Here is a 23,616-nt window from a genome sequence, read left to right as displayed (position 1 = left end):
CGCCTCGCCTGGCACGCCCGTGACTCAGAGCTTGCGCGGCTCGCGGAAGTCGACCGGCATATCGTCGTCCGTGCGGAATCGCAGCGGCGCGATGTACTCGCCCTCGACCGGCTTGCCATCGACTTCCTGCGGCTTGAAGCGCCACTGCGCCATCGAGGTCCGGCCGTAGCGCTTGAGCGACTGCGGCATGCCGGCGGGCATCTCGACGTTCGACTCCACGCAGGTGCCGTCGACCCCGACGCGGCAGACCATCCTGATCTCGCCTTCCCATCCCGCCAATGCGGCAGCGTCGTCGGGATAGGCCGCGTAGTAGAGCTTGATCGGCACCGGCATCATTGCCATCGATCGGATGCCGACCGTCGACTTCTCCTTGTCCACGGCCAGGTACAGGCGCACGCCGGTGCGGAAGGTCGCCGGCCGGCCATCCACCTGATGCGGCGGGATCCTGGCCTTCTGCAGCCGCGCGGTCATCTGCTTCCAGAAGCCGGGGCTCTGCGAGGCCTCGTCGATGGGCGCAACCTCCTTGGCCTGGCCGTTCTCGTCGAACAGCACGTCGAACCAGACGTTCATGTCCTCCTTGACCTGGTGGGCCTTGGCCCCGCCGACGGCGCCCAGCTGCAGTGCGCCCGCCAGGGCCAGCAGCGCCAGCGGTCTGCGGCGCGCGATCTTCTTTCCGTCCATGTCGTTCTCCCTGAATGAACGGCGACGATTATGGTGGTTCAGGCGCTTTCAGGCGCTCATTGCCCGCGCCATCCGGATCGCCGCGGCCATGCTCGACGGATCCGCCCGGCCGGTCCCCGCGATGTCGAACGCGGTGCCGTGATCGGGGCTGGTGCGCACCAGCGGCAGGCCCAGCGTCACGTTGACGCCCTCCTCCACGCCCAGGTACTTCACCGGGATCAGGCCCTGGTCGTGCGTCATCGCGACCACCACGTCGAACTCGCCCGGATGCCGGGGCGGCGCATGGCGCGCGCGCATGAACACGGTGTCCGGCGCGAAGGGGCCGCTCGCGGCGATGCCGAGCGAGCGCGCCTGCGCGACGGCGGGCGCGATGTGCTCGATCTCTTCGCTGCCGAACAGGCCGCCCTCGCCCGCATGCGGATTCAGTCCGGCGACGGCGATCCGCGGCGCCGCGATGCCGGCGCGCTTGAGCGCGGCATCGGCGATGCGGATCGTCTGCAGCACCCGTCCGGTCGTGATCTGATCGACCGCCTGCCGCAGCGCGACATGGATGGTCACCAGCACCACGCGCAGTTCCTCGTTGGCCAGCATCATGCGCACCGGCGGGAGCTGGCCCTGCGCGTCCGCGCACAGCGCCTGCAGCAGCTCGGTGTGGCCGGGATGATCGATGCCGCCGGCGTGCAGCGCCTCCTTGTGGATCGGCGCCGTCACCAGCGCGCGCGAACGTCCGGCCTGCTGTTCGCGCACCGCCGCGACGATGCAGTGCGCCGCCGCGGCGCCCGCCTCGGCGCTCACCTGTCCGAGCGGCTGCGCGGCCAGGTTCGTCGGCAGGCCGGGCGGCTGCCACACCGGCAGGCAGTCCGGCGGCGCGGCGTCGTCCGCCCGCTCGAGCACCGCCACCGGCAGCGAGAGCCCCATGAATCCCAGCGCGCGTCGCAGGACCGCCACGTCGCCGACCAGGCGCAGGTCCGCGCCGCGATCGCGCGCCCAGGCGGCGACGGCGATCTCCGGGCCGATGCCGCAGGCATCGCCCATCGTCAGCAGCACCGGCCCGGCGCCTCGGGATGAAGGGGCTTGGAGATCCGTGTTCATGCGGGATTCGGGATGTCGATGAACTCGACGCGCAGGCCGAGTTGCTCGCCCACCTGCCGGCCCAGCGCCTGGACGCCGTAGCGCTCGGTCGCGTGATGGCCGGCCGCGAGGAAGGCCACGCCGGTCTCCGCGGCGTAATGGGCCTGGGGCTCGGAGATCTCGCCGGTGATGAAGACGTCGGCGCCGGCGGCGATGGCGGCCTCGAAGTAGCCCTGCGCGCCGCCGGTGCACCAGGCCACGCGCCGCAGCGGCCGGCCATCGCCCGCGGCGCGCACCGTGGCGCGGCCCAGCCGCTCCTCGACGTGGGCGCTCAGCGCATCGAGCGACTCCAGCGCCGCCGGCAGCGCGCCGATGAAGCCCAGATCCTGCTCGCCGAAACGGCCGTCGGCGGCCCAGCCCAGATGTTTCGCCAGTTGCGCGTTGTTGCCGAGTTCGGGATGCGCGTCCAGCGGCAAGTGGTAGGCGAACAGATTGATCTCATGCGTCAGCAGCCGCGCCAGCCGCTGCTTCATCCAGCCGGTGACGCGGCCGTCCTGGCCGCGCCAGAACAGGCCGTGGTGAACCAGGATCGCGTCGGCGCCGGACGCGATCGCGGCGTCGATCAGCGCCTGGCTGGCGGTGACCCCGCACACCAGTTGCCGGATCGAATCGCGGCCCTCGACCTGCAGACCGTTCGGCCCATAATCCTTGAACCGCGTGGGCTCCAGCGTGGCGGCGAGCAGCCGCTCCAGCTCCGTGCGATGTGCCATGACAGGATCTCTCTTGCGTCAAACCTGGCTGATTTTCTCCCAGGCCACCACCGTGGCGCTGGCCGGCTATTTCGTCGTGTCGACGCTCAAGCCCGAATGGCTGCACGAGGCGCCCCGGGTCCTGCCCACGCTGCCGGCCGCGGCCGGCGCTCCACCGAGGGCGGCGGTCCAGTTCAGCTTCGCGGCGGCGGCACAGGCGGCCTCGCCGGCGGTGGTCGCAGTGCTGGCCAACAAGCCGGCGCCCAGCCAGCGCGAGATCGATGCCGATCCCTGGCTGCGCTTCCACTTCGGCAAGCGGCCGCCGCAGCAGCGGCCGCAGACGGGCCTGGGCTCAGGCGTGATCGTTTCGCCCGACGGCTACGTGCTGACCAACAACCATGTGGTCTCCGGCGCCACGGAGATCCGCGTGCAGTTGGCCGACGGCCGCGACACCGCGGCGCGGCTGGTGGGCACCGATCCGGAGACCGACCTGGCGGTGCTGCGCATCACGCTGCCGCCGCCGCTGCCGGTGATCCATCCGGGCAAGGCGGGTGAGCTGCAGGTCGGCGACGTGGTGCTGGCGATCGGCAATCCCTTCAACGTCGGGCAGACGGTGACCTCCGGGATCATCAGCGCGCTGGGCCGCACGCAGCTCGGCCTGAGCACCTTCGAGAACTTCATCCAGACCGATGCCGCCATCAATCCCGGCAATTCGGGCGGCGCGCTGGTAGACGTGCAGGGCCGGCTGGTGGGCATCAACACGGCGATCTACTCGCGCACCGGCGGCGGCAGCCTGGGCATCGGCTTCGCGATCCCGGTGGACTCCGCGTACCAGGTGCTGGAGGCGCTGGTCAAGGACGGCAAGGTCTCCAGAGGCTGGCTGGGCGTCATCACCGGCGACATCAACCCGGAGGTCGTGGACACGCTCAAGCTCTCGGTCGATCACGGCGTGCTGGTCAAGGAGGTGTTCAAGGCCAGCCCCGCCGCGAAGGCCGGGCTGGAGGCGGGCGACGTCGTGACCGAGGTCGCCGGCCAGACGGTGCGCACGCCGCGCGAACTCGTCAATGTCGTGGCGGCGCTCAAGCCGGAGAGCCAGACGGTGATCGCGGTGCAGCGCGGCAAGTCGCCGCTGAAGCTGCCGCTGCAGGTCGGCCTGCGCCAGCCTCAGACCACCGACGAAGCCCAGCCGGAATGAGCCATGGATGACGATCAGTTGCTGCGCTACTCGCGCCACATCCTGCTGGACGACATCGGCATCGACGGCCAGCAGCGGCTGCTGGACGCGCATGCGCTGGTCATCGGCGCGGGCGGATTGGGCTCGCCGGCCGCGCTGTTCCTGGGCACGGCGGGGGTCGGCCGCATCACGCTGGTGGACCACGACCGCGTCGACGTGACCAACCTGCAGCGCCAGATCGCGCACAGCCTGGACCGCGTGGACCAGCCCAAGGCGGTGTCGGCGGCGGCCGGCATCGCCGCGATCAATCCCGAGCCGAAGGTGCGCCCGCTGACCGCGCGCGCCGACGCGGCGCTGCTGGACGAACTCGTGCCAGCGGCCGATGTCGTGCTGGACTGCACCGACAACTTCGCGACGCGCCACCTCGTCAACGCGGCCTGCGTGAAGCATGGCAAGCCGCTGGTCTCGGGCGCGGCGCTGGGCTTCGACGCGCAGCTGAGCGTCTACGACAGCCGCGGCCGCCGCTTCCCCTGCTACGCCTGCCTGTTCCCGGCCGACCAGCCGCCCGAGGAGCAGCGCTGCGCGGTGATGGGCGTGTTCGCGCCGCTGGTCGGGATCATCGGCAGCATGCAGGCGGCCGAGGCGCTGAAGCTGCTCAGCGGCATCGGCTCGCACCTGCCGGGCCGGCTGCTGATGCTCGACGCGCGGCGGATGGAATGGACCGACCTGCAGGTGGCTCGCGACCCGCGCTGCCCTTGCTGCGGCGGCCACTGAGCGGCGGGTCCGGAACATGCTCCCTGCCCGGGACGGATCCACGCAACAAACCGACGTCGCCAGCGGCTGCGCGCCGCTCGGGACGAACAGAAATTAAGTGCCATCGCCCGTAAGCTGCCGGGCCATCGAATCATGATCAGAAGCGACAAACTCACCGCCCGCAATTTCCCCTCCGCGCAGGAGGAGGCCGCGCAACAAGCGGCCTTCGACGCCGCGTTCGACGCCAACCCCCCCAGCGCCTACCAACTGGCGTTCACCGACACCGATTTCCTGCTACGCCCCGAGCTGCGCCCGGTGCGCATGCAGCTCGAGCTGCTGAAACCGGAGCTGATCCAGCAGGAGCTGGACATCCAGTCGACGGTGGTGATCTTCGGCAGCGCGCGCATCGCGGACCGCGAGTCCGCGCAGGCGGCGGTCGACGCGGCGCGCGCGGCGAACGACGCGGCGGCGCTGCAGCGCGCCGAGCGGCGCCTGGTGATGAGCAACTACTACGAGGAAGCCCGCCGCTTCGCGCGCCTGGTGACCGAGCACACCAAGGACTTTCCGCATCCGCTGTACGTCGTCACCGGCGGCGGCCCGGGGATCATGGAAGCGGGCAACCGCGGCGCGCACGAGGCGGGCGGCCGCAGCATCGGGCTGAACATCGTGCTGCCGCACGAGCAGCGCCCGAACCAGTACATCACGCCGGAGCTCTGCTTCCGCTTCCACTACTTCGGGCTGCGCAAGATGCACTTCCTGATCCGGTCGGTGGCGCTGGCGGCGTTCCCGGGCGGCTACGGCACGCTGGACGAGCTCTTCGAGACGCTGACGCTGATCCAGACCGGCAAGTGCCGGCGGCGTCCGATCCTGCTGTTCGGACGCGACTTCTGGTCGCGCCTGATCGACTTCGAGCTGCTGATCGACACCGGCATGATCAGTCCGGGCGACGAGCAGCTGTTCCATTACGTGGAGACCGCCGACGAGGCCTGGGCCCTGCTGATGAAGGAATACGACATCGGCTCGGCCACGAACGGCGCCTCGGCCGACGTCCCCTGAGACCCGCCCCGGCCGGGGCATCGAGCAAGCGAGAGAGAGGTTGGACATGACCGCAGCACGACACGTGAGCCTGATTGGCGCCCCCACCGACGTGGGGGCCGGCGCCCGGGGCGCCAGCATGGGACCGGAGGCCCTGCGCGTCGCGGGCCTGGCCGAGGCGCTGCGGGCGCACGGCGTCGAGGTCAAGGATTGCGGCAACCTCGCCGGCCCCTCCAACCCCTGGCTGCCGCCGGCCGACGGCTACCGGCATCTGGAGGAGGTCACGGCCTGGAACCGCGCGGTGCATGACGCGGTCCATGCCGAACTCGGGGCCGGGCGCATGCCCATCCTGCTCGGTGGCGACCACTGCCTGGGCCTGGGCTCGATCGCGGCGGTCGCGCACCACTGCCGCGACACCGGCAAGAAGCTGCGCGTGCTGTGGCTGGACGCGCATGCGGACTTCAACACCAGCAAGCTCACGCCCAGCGGCAACATCCATGGCATGCCGGTCGCCTGCCTGTGCGGGTACGGCCCGCGGGAGCTGATCGAGATCGGCGGCCATGTCCCCGCGATCGATCCGAAGTGGATCCGCCAGATCGGCATCCGCAGCGTCGACGCCGGCGAGAAGCGCTTCGTCCATGAGGTCGGGCTGGAAGTCTTCGACATGCGCTACATCGACGAGATGGGCATGCGCCACACGATGGAGCTGGCGCTGGCGACGATGGACGCCAACACCCACCTGCATGTGAGCTTCGACGTCGACTTCCTCGATCCGGACGTGGCGCCGGGCGTCGGCACGACCATCCCGGGCGGCCCGACCTACCGCGAGGCGCAGCTGTGCATGGAGATGATCGCAGACACCGGCCGGCTGGCCTCGCTGGACGTGATGGAGCTGAATCCGGCGCTGGACGTCCGCAACAAGACGGCGCTGGTGGCCGTCGATCTGATCGAGTCGCTCTTCGGCAAGAGCACGCTGATGCGCAAGTGAGACGCGCGCGGACGGGGCCGCTCGTTGGCGGCCCGGCGCGCCTCAGCGGCTGAGTTCCGCCAGCTTCACCAGCGTCTGCAGCACGCGGTTGGCGGGCGTGGGAATCCCGAGCGCCTCGCCGCGGCGGACCAGATGGCCGTTCAGATGGTCGATCTCGGTGCGTTTGCCGCGGCTCAGGTCTTGCGCGGTGGACGAAAGCTGTCCCGGCATCGTCTCCGCGATCCGGCGCACGGCCTGACGCACGTCCCCCACCACCGACACACCGTCGGCCGCCGCCACCGCGAGGCCCTCGTCGACGAGCTGGTCCATCACGGTCCACACGCCCTCGCCCTTCACCAGCTCCCCATAGGGCTGCTGCGTGAGCGCGGACAGCGCGTTGTAGGCGCAGTTGATCAGCAGCTTGGACCACAGCGCGCCGCGCACGTTGTCCGAGAGCTCGGTCGGCACGCCGGCCGCGATCAGCGCCTGCGCGGCGCGCTCGGCGCCGGACGCGGGCTCGATGACCAGCTCGCCGCGGCCGTGATGCTTCACATGGCCCGGTCCGGCCATCTCGGTGGCGACGTAGACCACCGCCGCCGACACCGGCTGTGGCACCGTCTCGCGCAGCCGCTCGGCGTTGTCGACGCCGTTCTGCATCGACAGCAGCAGCGTGTCCGCGCCGAGGTGCGGCGACAGCGCCTGCGCCGCGGAGACGGTGTCGGTCGACTTCACGCAGAACAGCACCAGCTGCGCGCCGCGGGCGGCGGAGGGCTCGGTGTCGGCGCGCAGGCGGACCTGCTCATCGAACATGCGCGTCTCCATGCGCAGGCCGTGATCGCGGATCGCCTCGACATGCAGCGGACGCCCGATCAGCGTCACGTCATGGCCGGCGCGCGCCAGCATGCCGCCGAAGAAGCAGCCCACCGCGCCCGCGCCCATCACGGCGACCTGCAGCGGTGTCGGGGTCCAGGAGACATCGAGTGCGCTCATGGCGTCTTCCTTCTCATCGAGGGGCGAGGGATCGCCATTCAAGCACAGACGATCCAGCCTTCGAGCGGGTCCATGCCGGCGGGCTGGCCGTAGTCCGCCCGCGTGTCGGCCCAGGCCGCCTGCATCAGGCACAGCACCGCGTCGAGTTTGTCGCCGCTGCCGTCGTCGGCGAGCTCGTCGCGCTGCGCGTGGCTGAGCTTGAGCCGCAGGCCCAGCCGCGTGCGGCCCTGCTCCAGCGCCTCGATCAGGTCCTTGCGCGCGATCAGGCGTTCGGGCGTCTGCTTGGCGCGGTCGTCGCTCTTGTAGCTGCGCTGACCGATCAGCTCGCGCGCCAGCAGGCCGGGATAGGCCTCGAGCGCCACCCGCGACGGATCGCCCGCCCGCAGCCCCGGCAGATGCACGCCGGCGGCCACCAGCCGGGGCACGCCCGCGTGCAGCATGTAGGCCACCGGCGGATTGACCCACTTCATGCTCGGCGACGAGCCGGCCGGGCCATCGCAGGCGCGGTGCGCGAATTTGCGTCCCGCGGGCCGCGCATCGCAGAACGCAGCGAAGGTGTCGCGGATCTGCGCGCGTGACAGGCTCGCGTAGTGCGCGATCAGCGGCGCCCACTCGGTGGGCCAGCCCAGCGTCTGGACCAATTCGCGCGGCAGCCCGAACGGCAGGTCGAAGCCGCCGAGCCATGATCCCGGCGCGGCCAGCCAGGCCGCGAAGGCGTCCAGCGACAGCAGCGCCTCCTGCCGCTCCAGCTTCACCACCGCGCCGCGGCGAAGGCCGAAGGCCAGCCGGATCGGCTTGCGGGCCGTCGGCGCGCTGGTGAAGTCCACGCCGACCAGCAGCCGATCAGTGTCGGCGGACTCCACGGAGGGCGGGGACTCCACGGAGGGCACCGACTCAACAGGCCGCGCGGTTTCAACGGAGCGCGCGGAGACAGCAGAAGCGGAGGAGGCTCTCGGGACTTTCGACATGGCCGCCACTGTATCCACCCGCGGCTTGCGGCTGCGGCTGCGGCTAGCCGCTGGCCACTTGCCGCCCCCGCCGAGGACCGCCCGCGCGTGGACTCGTGTCAGCGCTCGACGGTGATCCGGTATTCGCCGGGACGGCCGGTGGCCTCGAACACCTTGCCGAGGAAACCGGGGAACTGCGACAGCACCGCATCGTTGCCGCGCGCGAGGCCATCGAAGCGCAACTGCCCCTGTTGCCATCGGCCCTTGCCCGTCAGCGCGATGGGCCCTTCGCCGCTGCTGAGCTCGAAGTCCACGCGGCCGTCGTTGCCATCGAGGGCGAGCTGGTAGTCGCCCAGCGCGCCGTTCTCGATGCGCCGCGTCGCCGCGCCCGACCACGCGAGCTGCGCGTGCCCGGTGCAACGCCCCAGCCAGTCGCAGCGCCCGTCGGCGCCCGTGAGCGCCAGTTGCCCTTCCCACTGGCCGCGTCCCAGCGCGCCGGGCAGCAGGGCCAGGGTCTCGGCGGCCGGCAGGCGCCAGTCGGCCACGGTGGTGCCAATGCCGGTCACGTCCAGGCGCAATCGTCCCAGCGGGCGGCCGTCGAAGGCCAGCGCGATCTCCAGCGCCCCGTCCCGGAAGCCGGCGAGCCGCCAGCCCAGTTGGCCCAGCGGCAGCGCGCCATGCCCGGCCGCGGCATCGGCCAGGATCACGCCTTCGCCATTCCAGGCGCTGCCGCGCGCGTCGGCGATGCGCACCCGTCCCTCACTGGCCTGGCGCACGCCCAGGTCCAGCAGCGCCGCCGGCGCCTGGCAAAGGACCGCCGCCAGCGCGCCGCACAGCACCGCCAGCACGATCGCGATCCGCCTCTTCATGGCGTGCCCTCGCGCGGCACCAGGTCGACATCGAGCTTGACCATGCCGGGGGCCTCGCCCGCCTCGATCAGCGCATGCCGCACCACCAGGCCCAGCTCCAGTTGCGCGGCGGCCAGCCAGGCGGTCGCGCGCTCGAACGGCAACTGCCCGCTCAGGCGCACGCCGCGTCCGTCGGCCTGCGGCTGCAGCAGCGCGGCCGGCAGGCCCTGCCGCTGCAGCAGATTGGCCGCCGCGCCTTGCAGCGCGCTGCCGCTCAGGCGCGGCCGCGGCGGCTGCGCCTTCAGGCGCAGCAGCTCCTCGCTGCGCGTCTGCATGCGCCACAGCACGCGCTGCTCCTGATCGCGCGTGCGCTCGGCGCGTTCATGCGCCGCGGCCATCGCGCCCAGCCCCCAGTACACGCATGCCGCGCCGCACAGGGCGGCCCCGGCCGCCAGCAGCGCGCGTTCCCGCGGCAAGCGGGCCAGCCACCAGCCGCGCGCCTGCATCCGCCAATGGTTCATGGCTCTCCTCCAAATCGAAGCGCCGTGGAGACCTGCCCCTGCGCCAAGGGCCGGCTCACGCTCTCGTATCCCGAGGCCGCCAGACGCGCCTCGGCCCGCGCAGCCTCCTCCTCATTGCCCTGCCAGTCCACGCTGAGCCGGTCCTCCGCGAACTCGACCTTGCGCCAGGGCCGGGTCGGCAGCGTGCGCGCCAGCGCCGAGAGCATCGGCAGGAACTCGTCTGCGCCCGGTTCGCCGACGCGCGCCCGCGCCGCCGCCCAGACCGCGCGCAGGTCCTGCCCAGGCCGCCGCGACGCTGGCGCGTCCGACACGCCGCGGAGCACGGCCAGCTGCTGTTCACGCAACTGGCCGATGCGCCAGCTCGCCGCCGCCCAGCCGGCCGCGTCCAGGCCCAGTTGCCCCAGCAGCGCGAACGCGAGCAGCCCCACCGTCAGACGCGCGCGCGGTGACGACGCCCAGTCGCGGCGCGGCGCCAGCTCGCCCGTCAGCAGGTTCACGCCGGGCTTGGCGCAATGCGGCCGCCAGTCGTCGGGGGGCGCCGGCTCCACCGGCAGCGCCAGTGCCTCGCTCCACGCCGCGGCCAGTTCCAGCGTGGCGCCGGACACCCGCAGCACGGCCGGCGCCGGCCCTTCCGCCAGCGCCAGCCGCAACAGCAGCGGCGGCTCGCCGCCCTCCGCCTCGTCGAGCGCCAGCCCGCGCCGTCCATCGTGCAGCCAGGCGCCATGCGGCGCGCGATGCACCTGCCAGCCCCCTTCGGGCGGCGGCAGCTTGTCGGCCTCGCATTCGACGCGCGCCAGCGGCCGCTTCAGTTCGCCGAAGCAGGCGATCAGCGTCTTCAGTCGCTCCGTCTGCACGACCGCGCACCACGTGGCGCCGCCCTCCTGCCGCAGCGGCACCACCGTCTGCTGCTCCAGCGGCGCCGCGAGCTGCTCCTCGATCGCCATGGCCAGCGGACCGGCATCGTTCCAGCGCACGCCGGGCGGCAGCGCGGCCAGCGCGTGGCGGACCTGATCCATCGACAGGATGGCGACATGGCGGTCCGCCGGCGGCCAGTCGCCGGGCGCGCCGGTTCCGTCATGGACGGTCCGGCCATCCGTCAGCCGCCAGGCGCAGACCGCGCCCTGCCGCGGCCAGTCCGCATCGAGATAGACGAAGAGTGTGGCGCTCATGGGGTTCTCATCCAGACGATCGACGGCCACGCGCCCGCCTGGCGCTGCAGCAGCGCCGACAAGGCAGCGCGACCGCGGCCGAATTTCGCGAAGGTGTCGACACGGAAATAGCGGCTGCGCACCGCCAGCGCGTCAGGCCTCACCCGGCCTTGCGCGGCCTCGGGCAGCCGGGTGATGAAAGCGCCGACGTTGATGAAGGGCTCGACGGCGCGACGGGCGATCACGGCGCGCGCGTCGCCCGGCGTCAGTCCCGGCACCATCGCGGCGAGCACCTCGGCGGACGCGGTGTTGACGTTCACCGCGGTGCCGGTCTCCGGCAGCACCGTGACGAAGGCGCGCAGCCGCTCGAGGACCGGCGCCGAGTAGCCCGGCACCCCGTCCAGGCTGCCCGTCCCCGAGAGGATCAGCCGCGGCGTCGCCGACGGCGACAGCCGCGCCCGCAAGGCCGCCGCCAACGCGGGCGGCAAGCCCAGCGCTTCGAGCAGCCGCCCATAGGCTTGCCACGCCGCATCGTCGTCCGCGCCGGCGCGCGGAAGCGAGGCCAGATTGAAGCGGGCCTGCTCGTCGAACATCTGCCCGCCGACTTCGCCGCCGGCCACCGGGATCTGCGGCACCCGCGTCGCCCACGGCTCGCCGAGATAGTCCACCGACACCTGGTTGCGATCGCGCTCCCACAGCACCGCGCGCCCCCAGTCCACGCCGCCCAGCGCCAGACGCTGCGCCTGGCGCGCGTCGTGCAGCACCTCGACCTGCGTCAGCCACAGGTCGACGCGCCACAGCACCGCGCTGGCCAGGATCGCGCACAGGGCCGTGACGAGCAGGGCCAGCAGCAGGGCCACGCCGCGATCGGGCCGGAGTCGCCGCGCGCTGCTCATGGCAAGGCGAAGGTCCGTTGCAGCTGCGTGCCCTCGCGCAGCGTCAGGGCGACGATGAGGGCCAGCGGGCGGCTGTCCTTCACGCCTTCGGCGGGCCAGCCGGCGTGACGTCCGCCGGCGCTGTCCAGCAGCTGGATGCGCAGGCCGGCGACCCCCTCGAGCAGCACCGCCGGCTCCGGCGTCCCGCCCTCGATCGCGGCGGCGGCCCGCCGCAGCTGGCCGTCCTGCAGCTCGTAGTCCAGGCGCAGCAGGCGGCCGTCCTGACCCCAGCGCACCCAGCGCAGACGCTCGCCGGTGCCGCGCCAGGCCGTTGCGTCAGCGTCGCCGGGCAGACCCTGCGCCGCGAAGGCCACGTCCTCCGACAGCCGGCCGAAGGCAAAGGCGATGTCGCGCCAGCGCTGCTGCTCCGCGGCCACCTGGTCGCGCGCGCGCAGCATCTGCGACAGGCCGCGCTCGGCCATCAGTCCCACCAGCGCCATCAGCACCATCGCGATCATGACCTCGATCAGGCTCAAGCCCGAGGCGGCGCGGCGCGGGCTCATGAGGGCGCTCCCGCGCGCGGCGCGTCCGGGCGGCCCCGGTTCATCAGGTAGCCGCTGACCAGGGCCACGTCGTGCCCCGGCGCGGCGGCCAGCCGCACATGCACGTCGACACGGCGCGCGAGCGGGCTGGGCGTGGCGCTCACCTCCTCGACGACGACGAAGTCCAGCCCGCCCTGCCGCACCGGCTCCGCGGGTTGCCGGCCGGCGTCGATCCAGTCGGCGCGCGCCCGATGCCATTCGAGCCGGTCCTGCGCGACCCATTCGGCGCACAGCCGGGCCCGCAGCGCGGCGGCGTTGTCGACGGTCACGCCGGTGGCGCGCACCGCCGCCATCAGCGCGATGCTCAGCACCAGCAGCGCCACCAGCACTTCGATCAGGGTCATGCCGCGCGCGTCAGGAGTCATGGCCGTCGAGCGTGTACTGCGTCACCGCGCCGGAGGGCGTGGACTGCAACTGCACTGGCCGGCCGCCGACCCGCAGCCGGAGCCGGAACAGCGGCGGCGCGCTGCCCGCGAAGGACAGCCGCGGCTGACCGCGCTGCGGCTGGTTGTCCTGCCAGGCGGCCTCGATCCGCACCGCGTCGGGCAGCGTCCGCGCGCGCAGCGGGCCGTCGGCCTCGGTCAGCGACCACACGCCCTCGTCGCCGCGGCGCTCGAAATGGTAGGCATCGCCGCTGGAGACGAAGACCAGTTGCTGGCCGCCCAGCAGGCTTTCGAAGACGGCCTGCTCGAGCGCCAGCCGCAGCGCCTCGACCGCGTCATCGCGCCGCGCCTGGCCGACCCAGCCCAGCGACGGCGCCGCCGCCATCGCGGCGATGCCCAGGATCACCAGCACCAGCAGGATCTCCAGCAGCGTGAAGCCGCCGGCGCGGCGCGTAGGGGAAGGCATTCGCATCGGCCGCCTCAATGCAGCAGCTGGTTGATGTCGAACACCGGCTGCAGGATGGCCAGCACGATCGCCAGCACCATGCCGCCCATCAACAGGATCATCGCGGGCTCCAGCAGCCGGGTCAGCACCGCCACGTCGTGCGCCAGCGTCATCTGCTCCAGGCGCGCCGCCTGGGCCAGCATCTCGGGCAGTTGGCCGCTCTGCTCGCCGCTGGCGATCAGTTGCACCAGCAGCGGCGGGAAGCCCTTGTCGCGCTTGAGCGAGCGGCTCAGCGCCTTGCCCGCGCTGACCTCGCGCAGCGCGTGGTCCACGATGTCCTTCAGCGGCAGGCGCTGGACCAGCGCCTTGCCCGCCTCCAGCGCGACCAGCAGCGGCACGCCGCTGCGCACCAGGATGGCCAGCGTGCTGGCGAAGCGCGCGGTGTCGGCCGAGCACAGCAGCTTGCCGATCACCGGCAGCGCCAGCAGGCGCACCTCGACGCGGCGCCGGAAGGCGTCGCCGCGCCAGGCCCGGCGCCACCAGGCGACAGCGAGCGCGAGCAGCGCCAGCAGCGGCAGCCCCGCGACCTTGACGCCATGACTGAGCCCGATCAGCGCGCGCGTCATCAGCGGCAAGGCCTGGCGCTGATGCTCGAACACGCCCACCACCTGCGGCACGACGTAGACGAGCAGGGCCGCCACGACCGCGATGGCCACGGTGATCATCATGGCCGGATAGATCAGCGCCTCCATGGTCTTGCGCCGCAGCGCGTCGCTGTCGGCCAGGTAGTCGGCCAGGCGGGACAGCACCTCGGCGAGCTCGCCCGCCGCCTCGCCGGCCCGCACCAGCGCCACGTACAGCGGCGGGAAGCTGCGCGGATGCTGCGCCAGCGCCGCCGCCAGCGTGCGGCCGGCGCGGACCTCGGCGCGCACCTCCGACAGGACGTCGCGCTGCGCCGGCGTCTCCGCCTGGTTGGCCAGCGCCACCAGCGCGGCATCGACGTTCAGGCCCGCCTTGAGCAACGAGGACCACTGCTGCGTGAGCAGGTACAGCGCCCGCGCGTTGAGCCGGCCGCGATGGCGGCGGGCCGCGCCCGCGCCGCTCACCTCCTCCACCGCCAGCGGCAGCAGACCGCGCTCGCGCAGCAGACCGCGCAGATGGCGCGCGGAATCGGCCTCCTGCAGCCCGGTGCTGACGATGCCGGCCGCGTCCGCGGCGCGATAACGGAAAGTGCTCATCGATCGCCTGTCACGCGCAGCAGTTCATCGCGCGAGGTCATGCCCTCGCGCACCCAGCGCCAACCGTCCTCGCGCAGCAGCCGCAGGCCGCCGCGCTCGCGCGCCGCGTCGCGGATGCGGTGCTCGCCGGCCCCTTCGTGGACCAGGCGGCGCAGCGGGTCGTCGACCTCGAGCCACTCGAAGACGCCAAGGCGGCCGCGATAGCCGCTGTGGCCGCAGCGCTCGCAGCCGATGGCGCGCCACGCGGGGCCGTCGCCGGGTTCGCCGCCCTCGGTGCGCGGCGGCAGCGGATCGGGCTGGCGGCAGGCAGGGCACAGGCAGCGCACCAGCCGCTGCGCCAGCACGCCGGTCAGGCTCGACGCCAGCAGGAAGGGCTCCACGCCCATGTCGACCAGGCGCGTGATGGCGCTGACCGAATCGTTGGTGTGGATGGTGGCCAGCACCAGGTGGCCGGTCAGGCTGGCCTGGATCGCGATCTGCGCGGTCTCCAGGTCGCGGATCTCGCCGATCATGACCACGTCCGGGTCCTGCCGCAGCAAGGCGCGCAGCGCGCGCGCGAAGCTCATGTCGATGCGCGGATTGACCTGCACCTGGCCGATGCCGGCCAGGTCGTACTCGACCGGATCCTCGACCGTCATGATGTTGCGCTCGCGCGCGTTCAGGCGCGTCAGGGCGCCATACAGCGTGGTGGTCTTGCCCGAGCCGGTCGGCCCCGTGACCAGCACGATGCCGTGCGGCGCCCGCAGCGCGCGGTCCATGGACGCCAGCGTGTCGGCCGCCATGCCCAGCGCGCCCAGGTCCAGCCGCGACGGATCCTTGTCGAGCAGCCGCATCACGACGCGCTCGCCATGGCCGGTGGGCACCGTGGAGACGCGGATGTCGACGGCGCGGCCCGCCAGGCGGATGGCGATGCGGCCGTCCTGCGGCAGGCGCTTCTCGGCGATGTCGAGCTGGGCCAGGATCTTGATGCGCGAGGCCATCGCGGCATGCAGCGCGCGCGGCGGAGACAGCACTTCGCGCAGCTCCCCGTCGCGGCGCAGGCGCACGACGGTGCGGGCCTCCTCGGGCTCGATGTGGATGTCGGAGGCGCCTTCGCGCACGGCCTCGGTCAGCAGCGCGTTGATGAGGCGGATCACCGGCGCGTCGCCCTGGCTGTCGAGCAGGTCCTCGATCGGCGGCAGGTCGTTCAGCAACTGGTCCAGGTCCACGTCCTGGCCGGCGCCGTCGACGATGGACGCGGCGCTGTCGCCGCCGTCCGCGTAGAGACGGGTCAGCGCCTGGTCGAAGCGCTCGGCGTCGACCAGCTCCACCGGCAGCCGCGCGCCGGCGATGCGCCGGGCCTCGGCCGCCGCGTCGGCGCGCGCACCGCGGCGCACCCACAGCACGGCCGGGCCGGCGCCACCGCCGTGCACCAGCACGCCCTGGCCCCGGGCGAACGCGTAAGGCAGCCGCGGCAGCGAGGCGCCGGCGCCCGGGTTGGCGCTCATGTCGGCGCCCGGGTTGGCGCTCGTGTCGGCGCTCATGGGGCGGGACTCCCTCCCGCGGGCGGCGCGGCCTGGAGCGTCAGCGGCGGCAGCACCGGCGCGGCGGCGTCGCCGGACGGGCCGTTCATGCGGCGCTGCGCGCCGGCGATGTAGTCGTAGCGCTCGGAGGACAGCTGCTGGTCGGCCTCGGCGGAGCGCAGCGTGCGCGGGCGCAGGAACACCAGCAGGTTGGTCTTGCTGCGTTGCCGCGTGGTGTAGCGGAACAGGTTGCCCACCAGCGGCAGGTCGCCGATCACCGGCACCTTGCTGACGCCGTCGGACGAGGTGTCCTGGATCAGGCCGCCCAGCACCAGCAGGCCGCCGTCCTCGACCTGCACGGCGGTCTCGATGGTGCGGGTGTTGATGGTCGGGCCGGAGGGGTTGGCCAGCGTGCCCGGCACCACGGTGGAGGCCTCCTGCATGATCTTCATCCGCACCGTGCCGCCCTCGGCCACCTGCGGCAGGATGCGCAGCCCCAGGCCCACCTTGCGGCGGTCGTAGGTCTGGAACGGCGTGGCCGAGCCGCTGGTCTGCGAGTAGCTGCCGGTGATGACGGGGATGTCCTGGCCGATCTGGATCTGCGCCTCCTGGTTGTCCAGGGTCATCAGCGTGGGCGTGGAGAGGATGTTGGCGTTGTTGTTGCTCTCCAGGAAGCTGGCCAGCGCGAGCAGGTTGTTGATCACCGTGCCGTTGGGCAGCGTGATGGTGCCGCGGCTGATGCCGACGTTGAGCCCGTTGCCCATGGTCAGCGGGTTCTGGGCCGTGCCGGCGATGTTGAAGCCCGATGCCGGCGCGTTGAAGCTGGCGCTGCCCACCACGTGCGTGCCGGTCGCGCCGGCGGCCGCGCCGCCCAGCGACTGCCACTGGATGCCGAACTGCGCGGCGGTGTCGCTGTTGACCTCGGCGATGAGGGCCTCGACGTAGATCTGCGTGCGCCGCAGGTCGAGCTTGGCCACAACCTTCTTCAGGCGCTGGCTGATGATGGGCGGGGCGCTGATGATCAGCGCGTTGTTGGCGGCATCGGCCTGGATGTAGCTGCCTTGCGCGAGGCCCGCGCCCGGCTGCGCCGCGGCGAAGGAGCCGCCGGCCGGTGCGGCGGAGTTCCCCCCGGCGGCGGGCCTCGAGCCCGCGTTCAGTCCGGTGCCCAGGCCGTTGCCGGGCGGCGTGCTGAGGCCGCTGGTCGGCGTGGAGCCGCCTTGCGCGCCAGCGCCGCCCGCGGCCGCGCCATCGGCGGACAGCAGCGCGCGCAGCGTCTGCGCGACCTCGATGGCCACGGCGTTGCGCAGGTAGATGACTTCGATGTTGCCGCCGGCCTCGGGCTGGTCCAGCTGCTGGACCAGTTGCCGCGCGCGCTGGAGCTTGCCGGGGCTGTTGCTCTTCATCAGCAGGCTGTTGCTGCGCGGCTCGGCCAGCACGGTGAAGCGCTCGCCGGTAGCCGCGCCGGAGCTGCCGTTGGCGCCTTCGGACACCAGGCTCTGCACCAGGCCGGCGAGCTCGCTGGCCGAGGCGTGGCGCAGCGGCACGATCTGCGGCTCGTCCACGCTGGGCACGTCGATCGCCTGCAGCACCTTGCCGATGCGGCGCAGGTTGTCGGAGAAATCGGTCACCACCAGCGTGTTGTTGCCGGGGTAGCCGACCGCGGTCGCGTTGGCGTTGAGCAGCGGCTTGATCGCCAGGCTCAGCGCCACCGCCGATTCGTAGCGCAGGTTGAAGACCTGCGAGGCCAGGCTGTCGCCGGCCGGCGGCTTGCTCACCACCGGCGCGCCCTGCCCGCGCGCGTCGGCCTCGGGCACGATGCGCACCGTCCGGCCGTCATCGACGGCGGCGATGCCCTGCAGCCGCAGCGCGGCCACCAGCGTCGGATAGACCAGTTCCTTGGGCAGCGGCTCGGCCGACACGATGTTGACGGTGCCATGCACGCGCGGGTCGATGACGAACTGCCGGCCCGTCAGTTGCGATGCCAGCTTCAGGATCGTCGCCACCTCGACATTCGAGAAGTTCAGGGCCACCGGCTCGTCGGCGGCCCACAGCGGGGACACGGAGCACAGCAGGGCCGCGGCCAGCCAGGGACGAAGTTTCATGAGGACATCCAGGGAGACAGGGTCGGCGACAGGCGCGGGGAGCGGTGCGAAAGGGCGTGATGCACGGCGCGTGGACGGTCAATGGCCGTTGGCGGGCCGGACGTTCTCGATGTCGGAGGCCTGCGGCGGCGCGCCCTCGCGCGCGGCGGCGGCAGCAGCGGCAGCGCCGGGCGGGCTCACGTCTCCGCGGCCCGGTCGTGGCGGCTCCTCCTGCGTCAGGGCCGGCGCCAGCGGGACACGCCGGGTGCCGCCCGCGCTGGCGAGGTCGATGCCATCCACCAGGATGCGGGTCACCCGTTCGCCACCTGCCAACACGTCGCCGGGCCGCACCAGCGTCACCTCGCTGCCGTCGCGGTCCAGCAGCGCGGTGCCGCCGCCGTCGGCCGCGGCCATCGTCGCCAGCAATCGCCAACCGCCAGCAGGCGACGGGGCGGACGCCGCCTCGGCGCCGTCCTTCCCCGCCCCGCCGCTGCCGAACGGGTGCTGGCCATTGATCTGCGTGAGCTGCTGCGACAGCGTGGCATCCGCGGGCAACGGCGCGGTCACGGCCGGAAGATCCGCGATCCGCCAGCCCAGGGCCGCCAGCGTCCAGAGGAGACCGGCCGCCGCGAGACCGCAGGCCAGCGTGGTGAGCGCGGCCGCGCCGCGGCCCGTCATGAGGCGTCGAACGAACATGCGGACCCCGGCGAACGGTCAAGCCCGATCAGAGCGGACGCGAGCTGAAATGGAAGGTGTGATACGGGGACTTCACAGCCGTATTCGTCGTCCAGGCGCCGTAGGTCACGTTGCCGGTCCAGGCATAGTGGTAATAGCAGCCGGTGCCGCAACGGTCACGGTGGCTATGCTCGTCCATCACCCAGCCATTCATGAAATGACCGCGCTGCCAGACGCGGTGCTGGATCATGACGGGTTCCACCCACTGCCCTTGCGCGACCGAAGTGCCTTCGGTCGAGGAAATGGAGTTGGAGCGCGTTTTCTGGTAGCTGAAATTGAAGGAGGCTTCCAGGCTGCCCTTCACCTTCTTGAACCAGTCGCCAGTGCCGGCGCCGCCTTCCACACCGCCGCCAAACCCGATGGTGGTGGATTTGGTGGTGCTGCGCTGCACGGTATAGGAGCAGCTGCGAGATTTATCCTGGGTATTGCACCGGAACGACATGCCTTCGGTATGGCCCTTCCAGAACCAGTCATCCCAGCCGCCGCGCTTTTCCTGCTGGTCGACCACGTGCACCGTTCCGGCGTCACCGGCGGCATGCGGACTGCCTTGGTCGACATCGGTCCAATAACCGCTGGCCCAGGCCGGCGACGAAGCCAGAGCCGCGCCCAGCAAGGCCGTGCGGACTGCAAGTTTCGAATTGATCATCTTCATTTCTCCAGAGAATCAACCACGTTGATATTCCACCTGCCGGCGGGATCGGATCCGCGCCGAACCGCGCCGGCTCCCAACATCTCCCGAGGGGTGGACAGACCCCGGGCGACTCCTTCCAGTTATTGCAGGCTGAGCACGTTGGCCGCGACATTCCCATTGACGTAAGTGCCGTCGGGGTTTTTCGCCAAGGGGTCGGGCGGATTGGCGAGCGGCGTGATCGTGTAATCGGTGCGGTTGACGTAAGCCACCAGCGCGGCATCGCTGTCGACCGCATTGCCGCCGAGGATCCGGGTCAGCGCCGCCTTGACCGCGAGGCGCCCTTCCGGCGTACCGTCCGAATCCACGATCAGCCGCTTGTGGTCCTTCAGGAATTCGTTGGCCTGGCGGATCGTCTCGTCGGTCAGCGTCGTCGTGGCGTTGAAGACCATGACTTCCGCTTCGGCCGGCGTGGCGGCCATGTTCACGGCTTCGCCCTTGTCATTGCGCAACCCGGCCAGTTGCTTCATGACGAAGCCGGGCGTCCCGGCCGACAGGTCGGCCACCGCGCGCACCGAGGGGTATCTGCGCTCTTCCTGGGAAATCTCCGGCGCCTTCTCCTCGGCCTGTTTCGCCTGGATTTCCGGCGCGCCGCCGCTCTTGCCGCTGCACGCGGCCAGCAGGGCCGCCGCGATGATCGACAGAAAAATCAGTTGAGGCCGCATGGAATATCTCTGCAGTCAAAGGGAGTGGGGGATTCGAAACGATCGCCGGCGGGTTGCCGGGATTTGCCGGCTCACTGCATCCAGGAACCGATGACCGTGGAATTTCCTTCGCCAGCGCTGCCCAGGCTGGTGACGTCGAAATCTCCGTGCAGGCCGGGCGAGGAATATTTGTAGGGATTCCCCCAAGGATCATTGGGGAGGCGCTCCAGATAACCACCATCGCGCCAGTTGACGGGCATCGGCGCGGCCGTCGGTTTCTGCACCAGGGCGTTGAGTCCCTGCGCCGTGCTGGGGTATCGCTGGTTATCCAGCTTGTACATCTTCAGCGCTTGGGACAGGGTCGCGATATCCTGTTTCGCCGCCAGCACGCGCGCCTGCTCGGGGCGGTCGAGGATCTTCGGCGCGATCAGTGCGGCGAGCACGCCGAGGATCACCAGCACGACCATGATCTCGATCAGGGTAAATCCCCTGGAAAACCTGCGGCTTCTCGTCATGAGACGACTTCCTGTCTTGATTCCGTGATAATCCATTCCTGCCGGATCAAGCTCCGGTGAAGGAATGTGAGGGACTGTAGGCGGAGCGATATCCGCCCGTCATGATGGAATCAGGACGGTTCCGCGACGGAGATTCAACCGAGGTATCACCGAAGCGGGACGAATCCCCCGCCTCGGGTTTTCTCCGGGTTTCCTCCGGGTCTTCTCCGGGTTTTCTTCGGGGTTTACCCGTGCAGCAGCGGGGCCGGTGCGGTGATGGACCCGGCGTCGCCGAGGGCGCGGCGCAACTGGCCTTCGCGCTCGAGCAGCTCGGCATGGGTCAGCGCCAGCGCATCCCGCGCCGACTCGAGCTGCCGATACACCGCCGCATTGCCCAGCGCCACCGCGCTGTAGGCGCTCAGGGTGCGCAACACCAGGTGCTCGCGCTCGCCATAGGCGTCGGCGCGCGGCGACTGGACGGTCAGCACCCCCAGCAGCCGGTCACCGACGCTCAGGGGCGCGAACAGCGCGCTGCGCGATGGCAGCGTCCCGGGGATGGCGAGCCCGCCGTCCTCGGACCATCGCACGTGGATCTCCCTGCGCTCGCGGGCACAACGCGCGGCGTTGGCGCCGGGGTCGTCCAGCGCCACACGGCAGTCGGGCAAGGGGCTGCCGGCCTCGGCGCCGAAGGCCAGTTCGAGCGCCGTGCCGCCAGCGTCCAGCAGGAACACCGCCAGCGACGAGGCGTCGAGCAGGCCGTGCACATGGCGCTCGAGCGCGTCGAAGATCGCCGGCGCATCGAGGTGGCGCGTGATCTCCTGGCCGATGGTTCCCAGGCGCGCCAGGATGGCGTTGGTCTGGGCCAGTGCCTCGGCCCGCTCCGCGTGGGCGGCGGCGAGCGCGCGGTGATGCTCGCTGTCGGCCTGGGCCTTCTCGGTGTCGTGGCGGATCTTCATCGCGATGGCACGGCCGTCGGCCTCGGCCGATTGCGCCTGCGCCCGGGCGGCGCGGCCGCGGACCTCGTGGGCATAGGCATTGGCGTGGTCGCCGAGCCGGGCGTACTCCGCGGCCAGCGCCTCGAGCAGCGCTGGCGGCGGGGTGCCGCGGTTGTCCGTGCCCTGCTTGTCCAGCGCGCGCAGCAGGTAGTGCAGCACGACGCTGGCCTCGGGGACCGGGTCGTGCGGCAGCGCGGGGTGGTCGCGCCACAGGCCGGCCAGGGTCTCGAACACCAGGAAGCGGCAGTAGTCCTTGTCGCTCGCCTCGGCCAGGTCCAGCGCCTGCAGCGCCGACTCGCGGGCCCGCATCGCCTGCCCCAGGCCGGACAGCGCCTTGGCCTGGCCGATCAGCGCGTCGATCTCGAAGACCGCCAGGCCGCGGCGGCGCGCCTGCGCGGCCGACTGCTCGAAGGCCGCCAGCGCCGTCGCGTGCCGCCCCAGCGCCAGTTCCAGGTCGCCGCGGTAGCGCAGCGTCATCAAGGACACGCGGTGTCCGGGGAAGGCGACCAGCAGCTCGCTCGCCTCCTCGAGCAGCGGAATCGCGTCGGACTGGCGGCCGGACATCGTGCCGATGACGGACGCGGACTGCGCCAGGCTGGCCGCCAGCGTCAGCGGCCAGCCGGCGGCGCGGGCCTCGGTCAAGGCGGCATTCAGATGGCGCAGGGCGCTCTCCTTGTCGAAGAGGTTGCCGAAGAGCGCGCCGATGTTGCCGGTCTCCCGCACGACGTCCCGGCGCTGGCCCACGGCCGCATACAGCTCGCGCGCGGCCATCGCATGCCGCAGCCGGTGGCCCCGCTCGCCGCCGGCGCGGGCCCAGTTCGACTGGACGTAGTGGCAGACCGCGCGCACGCCCGGACCGCAGACGGCCCGCCAGCCGTCGACGGCGGCCGACCACCGGGCGAAGGCTTCGCCCGGACGCCGCTGCGACTGCGCGAGGGCGAGCTGCAGTTGCAGCAGCGCGTGGCGCTCCCGGTCGCCCTGCATGCCGGGCCGTTCCAGCATCGGCCGCACGCAGGCCTCCAGGCCCTCGTCATCCTCGCGGTCGGCGGCGATCGCGGCGCGCAGCAACGCGGCATCGCACAGGCCGGCGAGGTCGCCGCAGGCGTCGAAGGCCGCTGACGCCTGCACGGCCAGATCGTGGGCCGTGTGCAACTGGCCGGCCAGCCACCGGGCTTCGCCGCGCACCAGCATCAGCCGGGCGTCCGCGCTCATGACCGCCGCGCCGCGCGGGCCGGCGAGCAGCAGCAGGCGCGCCTCCTCGGCCAGCGCCAGCGCCCGCGGGGTGTCGCGCTGGCGCAGATGCCAGGCCAGCGCGATCAGCGTGTCCAGCCGCGCCGCGCCGCGCGCGGCGGGCAGCGCAGCCATCCAGGCGGCGACTTCCTCATCCAGCGCGAAAAACTCGAGCGGCCTCACGTCACGCGGCCAGACGGCCATGGCGCCGCGCACGCCAGCGCTCGCCGCCTCCGGCCACGCCGGCGGCGCGGTCAGCGGTCCCGGCGGAAGCGATCCCGGCGCCAACGAACCGGGCTTGGCCGCCGGCAGGTCCTTGCCGGCCGCGGCCCGCGGCTTGCGCGAGGTCTCGATGGCCTCCACCTCGCCGATGAATTGGTAGCCGATGCCATGCACCGTCCGGACCAGGAACGGGGCATCCGCCAGGTCGCCGATGGCTCGCCGGGCCTTGCTCGCGGCGCGGCCCAGCACGCTGTCGGTGAGGATTTCGCCGCCCCAGACCTGGGCGATCAGTTCATCCTTGCGCACCACGCGGCCGCGGCGCTCGATCAGGCAGATCAGGAAATCCAGCACGCGCGGCTCGACCTGCTGCCGGCAGCGGTGCAGCCACAGCTCGCGCGTGGCGACGTTGAGGCGGCAATTGGCGAAGTGGTACTCGAAAGACTTCGTCATGACATCGTCCAGCGCCTGCGCAAAGGCAGGCGATTGACTCCCTGAGCCCGCAAGCGTATCGGGCGGCGGACCCGCTGGCGGGCGCTGGACGGCACGCGGCGCGCCCTTCGAGACTTTTGGCACGCCGAGCCACAGACCTCGTGTGGTA

At 71.9% G+C, this 23,616-nt stretch carries 24 protein-coding genes; 4 read left to right on the top strand and 20 right to left on the bottom strand.

Translation table 11 applies throughout. From position 1 onward, the window contains the following. Positions 1 to 24 precede the first annotated feature (24 nt). Genes ABDW61_RS23405 through ABDW61_RS23395 form a run of 3 tightly spaced genes read right to left on the bottom strand, consistent with a single transcriptional unit; the run spans position 25 to position 2,522 of the window. Positions 25 to 681 (bottom strand): energy transducer TonB, encoded by a 657-nt coding sequence (locus ABDW61_RS23405; RefSeq protein ID WP_343642213.1) that lies wholly within the window; start codon positions 679 to 681, stop codon positions 25 to 27. 48 nt (positions 682 to 729) lie between these two features. After that, the gene (pdxA, locus tag ABDW61_RS23400; protein WP_343642211.1) at positions 730 to 1,773 is read right to left on the bottom strand and encodes a 4-hydroxythreonine-4-phosphate dehydrogenase PdxA; all 1,044 of its coding nucleotides are present in this window, start codon (positions 1,771 to 1,773) and stop codon (positions 730 to 732) included. Then, positions 1,770 to 2,522, bottom strand: coding sequence for a Nif3-like dinuclear metal center hexameric protein (locus ABDW61_RS23395; RefSeq protein WP_343642209.1), 753 nt, complete (start codon positions 2,520 to 2,522; stop codon positions 1,770 to 1,772). The genes pdxA and ABDW61_RS23395 overlap by 4 nt, the downstream gene beginning before the upstream one ends. 13 nt (positions 2,523 to 2,535) lie before the next feature. Between ABDW61_RS23395 and ABDW61_RS23390 the strand changes: the two genes are divergently transcribed. The 4 genes from ABDW61_RS23390 to rocF all read left to right on the top strand — a co-directional run bounded on the left by ABDW61_RS23390 (position 2,536) and on the right by rocF (position 6,451). Beyond that, a complete protein-coding gene (locus ABDW61_RS23390; protein ID WP_343642207.1) occupies positions 2,536 to 3,696 on the top strand; it encodes a trypsin-like peptidase domain-containing protein in 1,161 nt (386 codons plus the stop codon). Between the two features lie 3 nt (positions 3,697 to 3,699). Next, entirely contained in the window at positions 3,700 to 4,449 is a 750-nt protein-coding gene (locus ABDW61_RS23385; RefSeq protein WP_343642205.1) for a HesA/MoeB/ThiF family protein, read from the top strand. Between the two features lie 132 nt (positions 4,450 to 4,581). After that, positions 4,582 to 5,484, top strand: a complete 903-nt coding sequence (locus ABDW61_RS23380; RefSeq protein WP_343642203.1) for an LOG family protein — start codon at positions 4,582 to 4,584, stop codon at positions 5,482 to 5,484. Between the two features lie 46 nt (positions 5,485 to 5,530). Further along, complete coding sequence (gene rocF / locus ABDW61_RS23375; RefSeq protein WP_343642201.1) at positions 5,531 to 6,451, top strand: arginase; 921 nt, start codon at positions 5,531 to 5,533, stop codon at positions 6,449 to 6,451. A 42-nt stretch (positions 6,452 to 6,493) separates the two neighbouring features. Here rocF and ABDW61_RS23370 read toward each other — a convergent pair whose 3' ends face one another. The 17 genes from ABDW61_RS23370 to ABDW61_RS23290 all read right to left on the bottom strand — a co-directional run bounded on the left by ABDW61_RS23370 (position 6,494) and on the right by ABDW61_RS23290 (position 23,468). After that, entirely contained in the window at positions 6,494 to 7,384 is an 891-nt protein-coding gene (locus ABDW61_RS23370; RefSeq protein ID WP_343642230.1) for a 2-dehydropantoate 2-reductase, read from the bottom strand. A 74-nt stretch (positions 7,385 to 7,458) separates the two neighbouring features. After that, positions 7,459 to 8,283, bottom strand: coding sequence for a DUF429 domain-containing protein (locus ABDW61_RS23365; RefSeq protein ID WP_343642200.1), 825 nt, complete (start codon positions 8,281 to 8,283; stop codon positions 7,459 to 7,461). Positions 8,284 to 8,486: 203 nt separating this feature from the next. Further along, positions 8,487 to 9,236 carry a type II secretion system protein N gene (gene gspN, locus ABDW61_RS23360; RefSeq protein WP_343642198.1) on the bottom strand — a complete coding sequence of 250 codons (750 nt, stop codon included), beginning with the start codon at positions 9,234 to 9,236 and terminating at the stop codon, positions 8,487 to 8,489. Then, positions 9,233 to 9,736 carry a type II secretion system protein GspM gene (gspM, locus tag ABDW61_RS23355; protein ID WP_343642196.1) on the bottom strand — a complete coding sequence of 168 codons (504 nt, stop codon included), beginning with the start codon at positions 9,734 to 9,736 and terminating at the stop codon, positions 9,233 to 9,235. Before gspM ends, gspN begins: the two co-directional genes overlap by 4 nt. Then, positions 9,733 to 10,905, bottom strand: coding sequence for a hypothetical protein (locus tag ABDW61_RS23350; RefSeq protein WP_343642194.1), 1,173 nt, complete (start codon positions 10,903 to 10,905; stop codon positions 9,733 to 9,735). The genes gspM and ABDW61_RS23350 overlap by 4 nt, the downstream gene beginning before the upstream one ends. Next, positions 10,902 to 11,744 (bottom strand): type II secretion system minor pseudopilin GspK, encoded by an 843-nt coding sequence (gene gspK / locus ABDW61_RS23345; protein WP_343642193.1) that lies wholly within the window; start codon positions 11,742 to 11,744, stop codon positions 10,902 to 10,904. The genes ABDW61_RS23350 and gspK overlap by 4 nt, the downstream gene beginning before the upstream one ends. 32 nt (positions 11,745 to 11,776) lie before the next feature. After that, positions 11,777 to 12,322, bottom strand: a complete 546-nt coding sequence (locus ABDW61_RS23340; RefSeq protein WP_343642191.1) for a type II secretion system protein GspJ — start codon at positions 12,320 to 12,322, stop codon at positions 11,777 to 11,779. Continuing rightward, positions 12,319 to 12,726 carry a type II secretion system minor pseudopilin GspI gene (gene gspI, locus ABDW61_RS23335; RefSeq protein ID WP_343642189.1) on the bottom strand — a complete coding sequence of 136 codons (408 nt, stop codon included), beginning with the start codon at positions 12,724 to 12,726 and terminating at the stop codon, positions 12,319 to 12,321. The genes ABDW61_RS23340 and gspI overlap by 4 nt, the downstream gene beginning before the upstream one ends. Continuing rightward, on the bottom strand, positions 12,716 to 13,210 hold the full coding sequence (locus tag ABDW61_RS23330) for a prepilin-type N-terminal cleavage/methylation domain-containing protein (RefSeq protein ID WP_343642188.1): 495 nt from the start codon (positions 13,208 to 13,210) through the stop codon (positions 12,716 to 12,718). Before ABDW61_RS23330 ends, gspI begins: the two co-directional genes overlap by 11 nt. A 14-nt stretch (positions 13,211 to 13,224) precedes the next feature. After that, a complete protein-coding gene (gene gspF, locus ABDW61_RS23325) occupies positions 13,225 to 14,427 on the bottom strand; it encodes a type II secretion system inner membrane protein GspF (protein WP_343642186.1) in 1,203 nt (400 codons plus the stop codon). Continuing rightward, complete coding sequence (gene gspE / locus ABDW61_RS23320) at positions 14,424 to 15,950, bottom strand: type II secretion system ATPase GspE (RefSeq protein WP_343642184.1); 1,527 nt, start codon at positions 15,948 to 15,950, stop codon at positions 14,424 to 14,426. The genes gspF and gspE overlap by 4 nt, the downstream gene beginning before the upstream one ends. Next, positions 15,947 to 18,031, bottom strand: a complete 2,085-nt coding sequence (gene gspD / locus ABDW61_RS23315) for a type II secretion system secretin GspD (RefSeq protein ID WP_343642183.1) — start codon at positions 18,029 to 18,031, stop codon at positions 15,947 to 15,949. The genes gspE and gspD overlap by 4 nt, the downstream gene beginning before the upstream one ends. A gap of 78 nt (positions 18,032 to 18,109) precedes the next feature. Further along, a complete protein-coding gene (locus ABDW61_RS23310; protein ID WP_343642182.1) occupies positions 18,110 to 18,706 on the bottom strand; it encodes a type II secretion system protein N in 597 nt (198 codons plus the stop codon). A 28-nt stretch (positions 18,707 to 18,734) separates the two neighbouring features. Continuing rightward, positions 18,735 to 19,391, bottom strand: a complete 657-nt coding sequence (locus tag ABDW61_RS23305; RefSeq protein WP_343642180.1) for a hypothetical protein — start codon at positions 19,389 to 19,391, stop codon at positions 18,735 to 18,737. A 125-nt stretch (positions 19,392 to 19,516) separates the two neighbouring features. Then, complete coding sequence (locus ABDW61_RS23300) at positions 19,517 to 20,098, bottom strand: hypothetical protein (protein ID WP_343642179.1); 582 nt, start codon at positions 20,096 to 20,098, stop codon at positions 19,517 to 19,519. A gap of 71 nt (positions 20,099 to 20,169) precedes the next feature. Further along, complete coding sequence (gene gspG / locus ABDW61_RS23295) at positions 20,170 to 20,592, bottom strand: type II secretion system major pseudopilin GspG (RefSeq protein WP_343642177.1); 423 nt, start codon at positions 20,590 to 20,592, stop codon at positions 20,170 to 20,172. Positions 20,593 to 20,816: 224 nt separating this feature from the next. After that, positions 20,817 to 23,468 carry a winged helix-turn-helix domain-containing protein gene (locus tag ABDW61_RS23290; RefSeq protein ID WP_343642175.1) on the bottom strand — a complete coding sequence of 884 codons (2,652 nt, stop codon included), beginning with the start codon at positions 23,466 to 23,468 and terminating at the stop codon, positions 20,817 to 20,819. Positions 23,469 to 23,616: the final 148 nt, after the last annotated feature.

Origin of the sequence: Roseateles sp. (assembly GCF_039595595.1) — a bacterium.
In the GTDB taxonomy this organism is placed as follows: Bacteria; Pseudomonadota; Gammaproteobacteria; order Burkholderiales; family Burkholderiaceae_C; genus Roseateles.
The sequence above is the reverse complement of the archived record's forward strand: the minus strand, read 5'-3'. Positions and strand labels throughout refer to the sequence as shown.

What these genes read in the sequence shown, in the direction of transcription:
- ABDW61_RS23385 (WP_343642205.1), top strand. Translation starts at nt 3,700, where the DNA reads ATGGATGACGATCAGTTGCTGCGCTACTCGCGCCACATCCTGCTGGAC.
- ABDW61_RS23395 (WP_343642209.1), bottom strand. Translation starts at nt 2,522, where the DNA reads ATGGCACATCGCACGGAGCTGGAGCGGCTGCTCGCCGCCACGCTGGAG.
- gspD (WP_343642183.1), bottom strand. Translation starts at nt 18,031, where the DNA reads ATGAAACTTCGTCCCTGGCTGGCCGCGGCCCTGCTGTGCTCCGTGTCC.
- rocF (WP_343642201.1), top strand. Translation starts at nt 5,531, where the DNA reads ATGACCGCAGCACGACACGTGAGCCTGATTGGCGCCCCCACCGACGTG.
- ABDW61_RS23350 (WP_343642194.1), bottom strand. Translation starts at nt 10,905, where the DNA reads ATGAGCGCCACACTCTTCGTCTATCTCGATGCGGACTGGCCGCGGCAG.
- ABDW61_RS23300 (WP_343642179.1), bottom strand. Translation starts at nt 20,098, where the DNA reads ATGCGGCCTCAACTGATTTTTCTGTCGATCATCGCGGCGGCCCTGCTG.
- gspE (WP_343642184.1), bottom strand. Translation starts at nt 15,950, where the DNA reads ATGAGCGCCGACACGAGCGCCAACCCGGGCGCCGACATGAGCGCCAAC.
- ABDW61_RS23290 (WP_343642175.1), bottom strand. Translation starts at nt 23,468, where the DNA reads ATGACGAAGTCTTTCGAGTACCACTTCGCCAATTGCCGCCTCAACGTC.
- ABDW61_RS23330 (WP_343642188.1), bottom strand. Translation starts at nt 13,210, where the DNA reads ATGCCTTCCCCTACGCGCCGCGCCGGCGGCTTCACGCTGCTGGAGATC.
- ABDW61_RS23340 (WP_343642191.1), bottom strand. Translation starts at nt 12,322, where the DNA reads ATGAGCCCGCGCCGCGCCGCCTCGGGCTTGAGCCTGATCGAGGTCATG.
- gspF (WP_343642186.1), bottom strand. Translation starts at nt 14,427, where the DNA reads ATGAGCACTTTCCGTTATCGCGCCGCGGACGCGGCCGGCATCGTCAGC.
- gspI (WP_343642189.1), bottom strand. Translation starts at nt 12,726, where the DNA reads ATGACTCCTGACGCGCGCGGCATGACCCTGATCGAAGTGCTGGTGGCG.
- gspG (WP_343642177.1), bottom strand. Translation starts at nt 20,592, where the DNA reads ATGACGAGAAGCCGCAGGTTTTCCAGGGGATTTACCCTGATCGAGATC.
- ABDW61_RS23310 (WP_343642182.1), bottom strand. Translation starts at nt 18,706, where the DNA reads ATGTTCGTTCGACGCCTCATGACGGGCCGCGGCGCGGCCGCGCTCACC.
- gspN (WP_343642198.1), bottom strand. Translation starts at nt 9,236, where the DNA reads ATGAAGAGGCGGATCGCGATCGTGCTGGCGGTGCTGTGCGGCGCGCTG.
- ABDW61_RS23380 (WP_343642203.1), top strand. Translation starts at nt 4,582, where the DNA reads ATGATCAGAAGCGACAAACTCACCGCCCGCAATTTCCCCTCCGCGCAG.
- gspM (WP_343642196.1), bottom strand. Translation starts at nt 9,736, where the DNA reads ATGAACCATTGGCGGATGCAGGCGCGCGGCTGGTGGCTGGCCCGCTTG.
- pdxA (WP_343642211.1), bottom strand. Translation starts at nt 1,773, where the DNA reads ATGAACACGGATCTCCAAGCCCCTTCATCCCGAGGCGCCGGGCCGGTG.
- ABDW61_RS23405 (WP_343642213.1), bottom strand. Translation starts at nt 681, where the DNA reads ATGGACGGAAAGAAGATCGCGCGCCGCAGACCGCTGGCGCTGCTGGCC.
- ABDW61_RS23305 (WP_343642180.1), bottom strand. Translation starts at nt 19,391, where the DNA reads ATGATCAATTCGAAACTTGCAGTCCGCACGGCCTTGCTGGGCGCGGCT.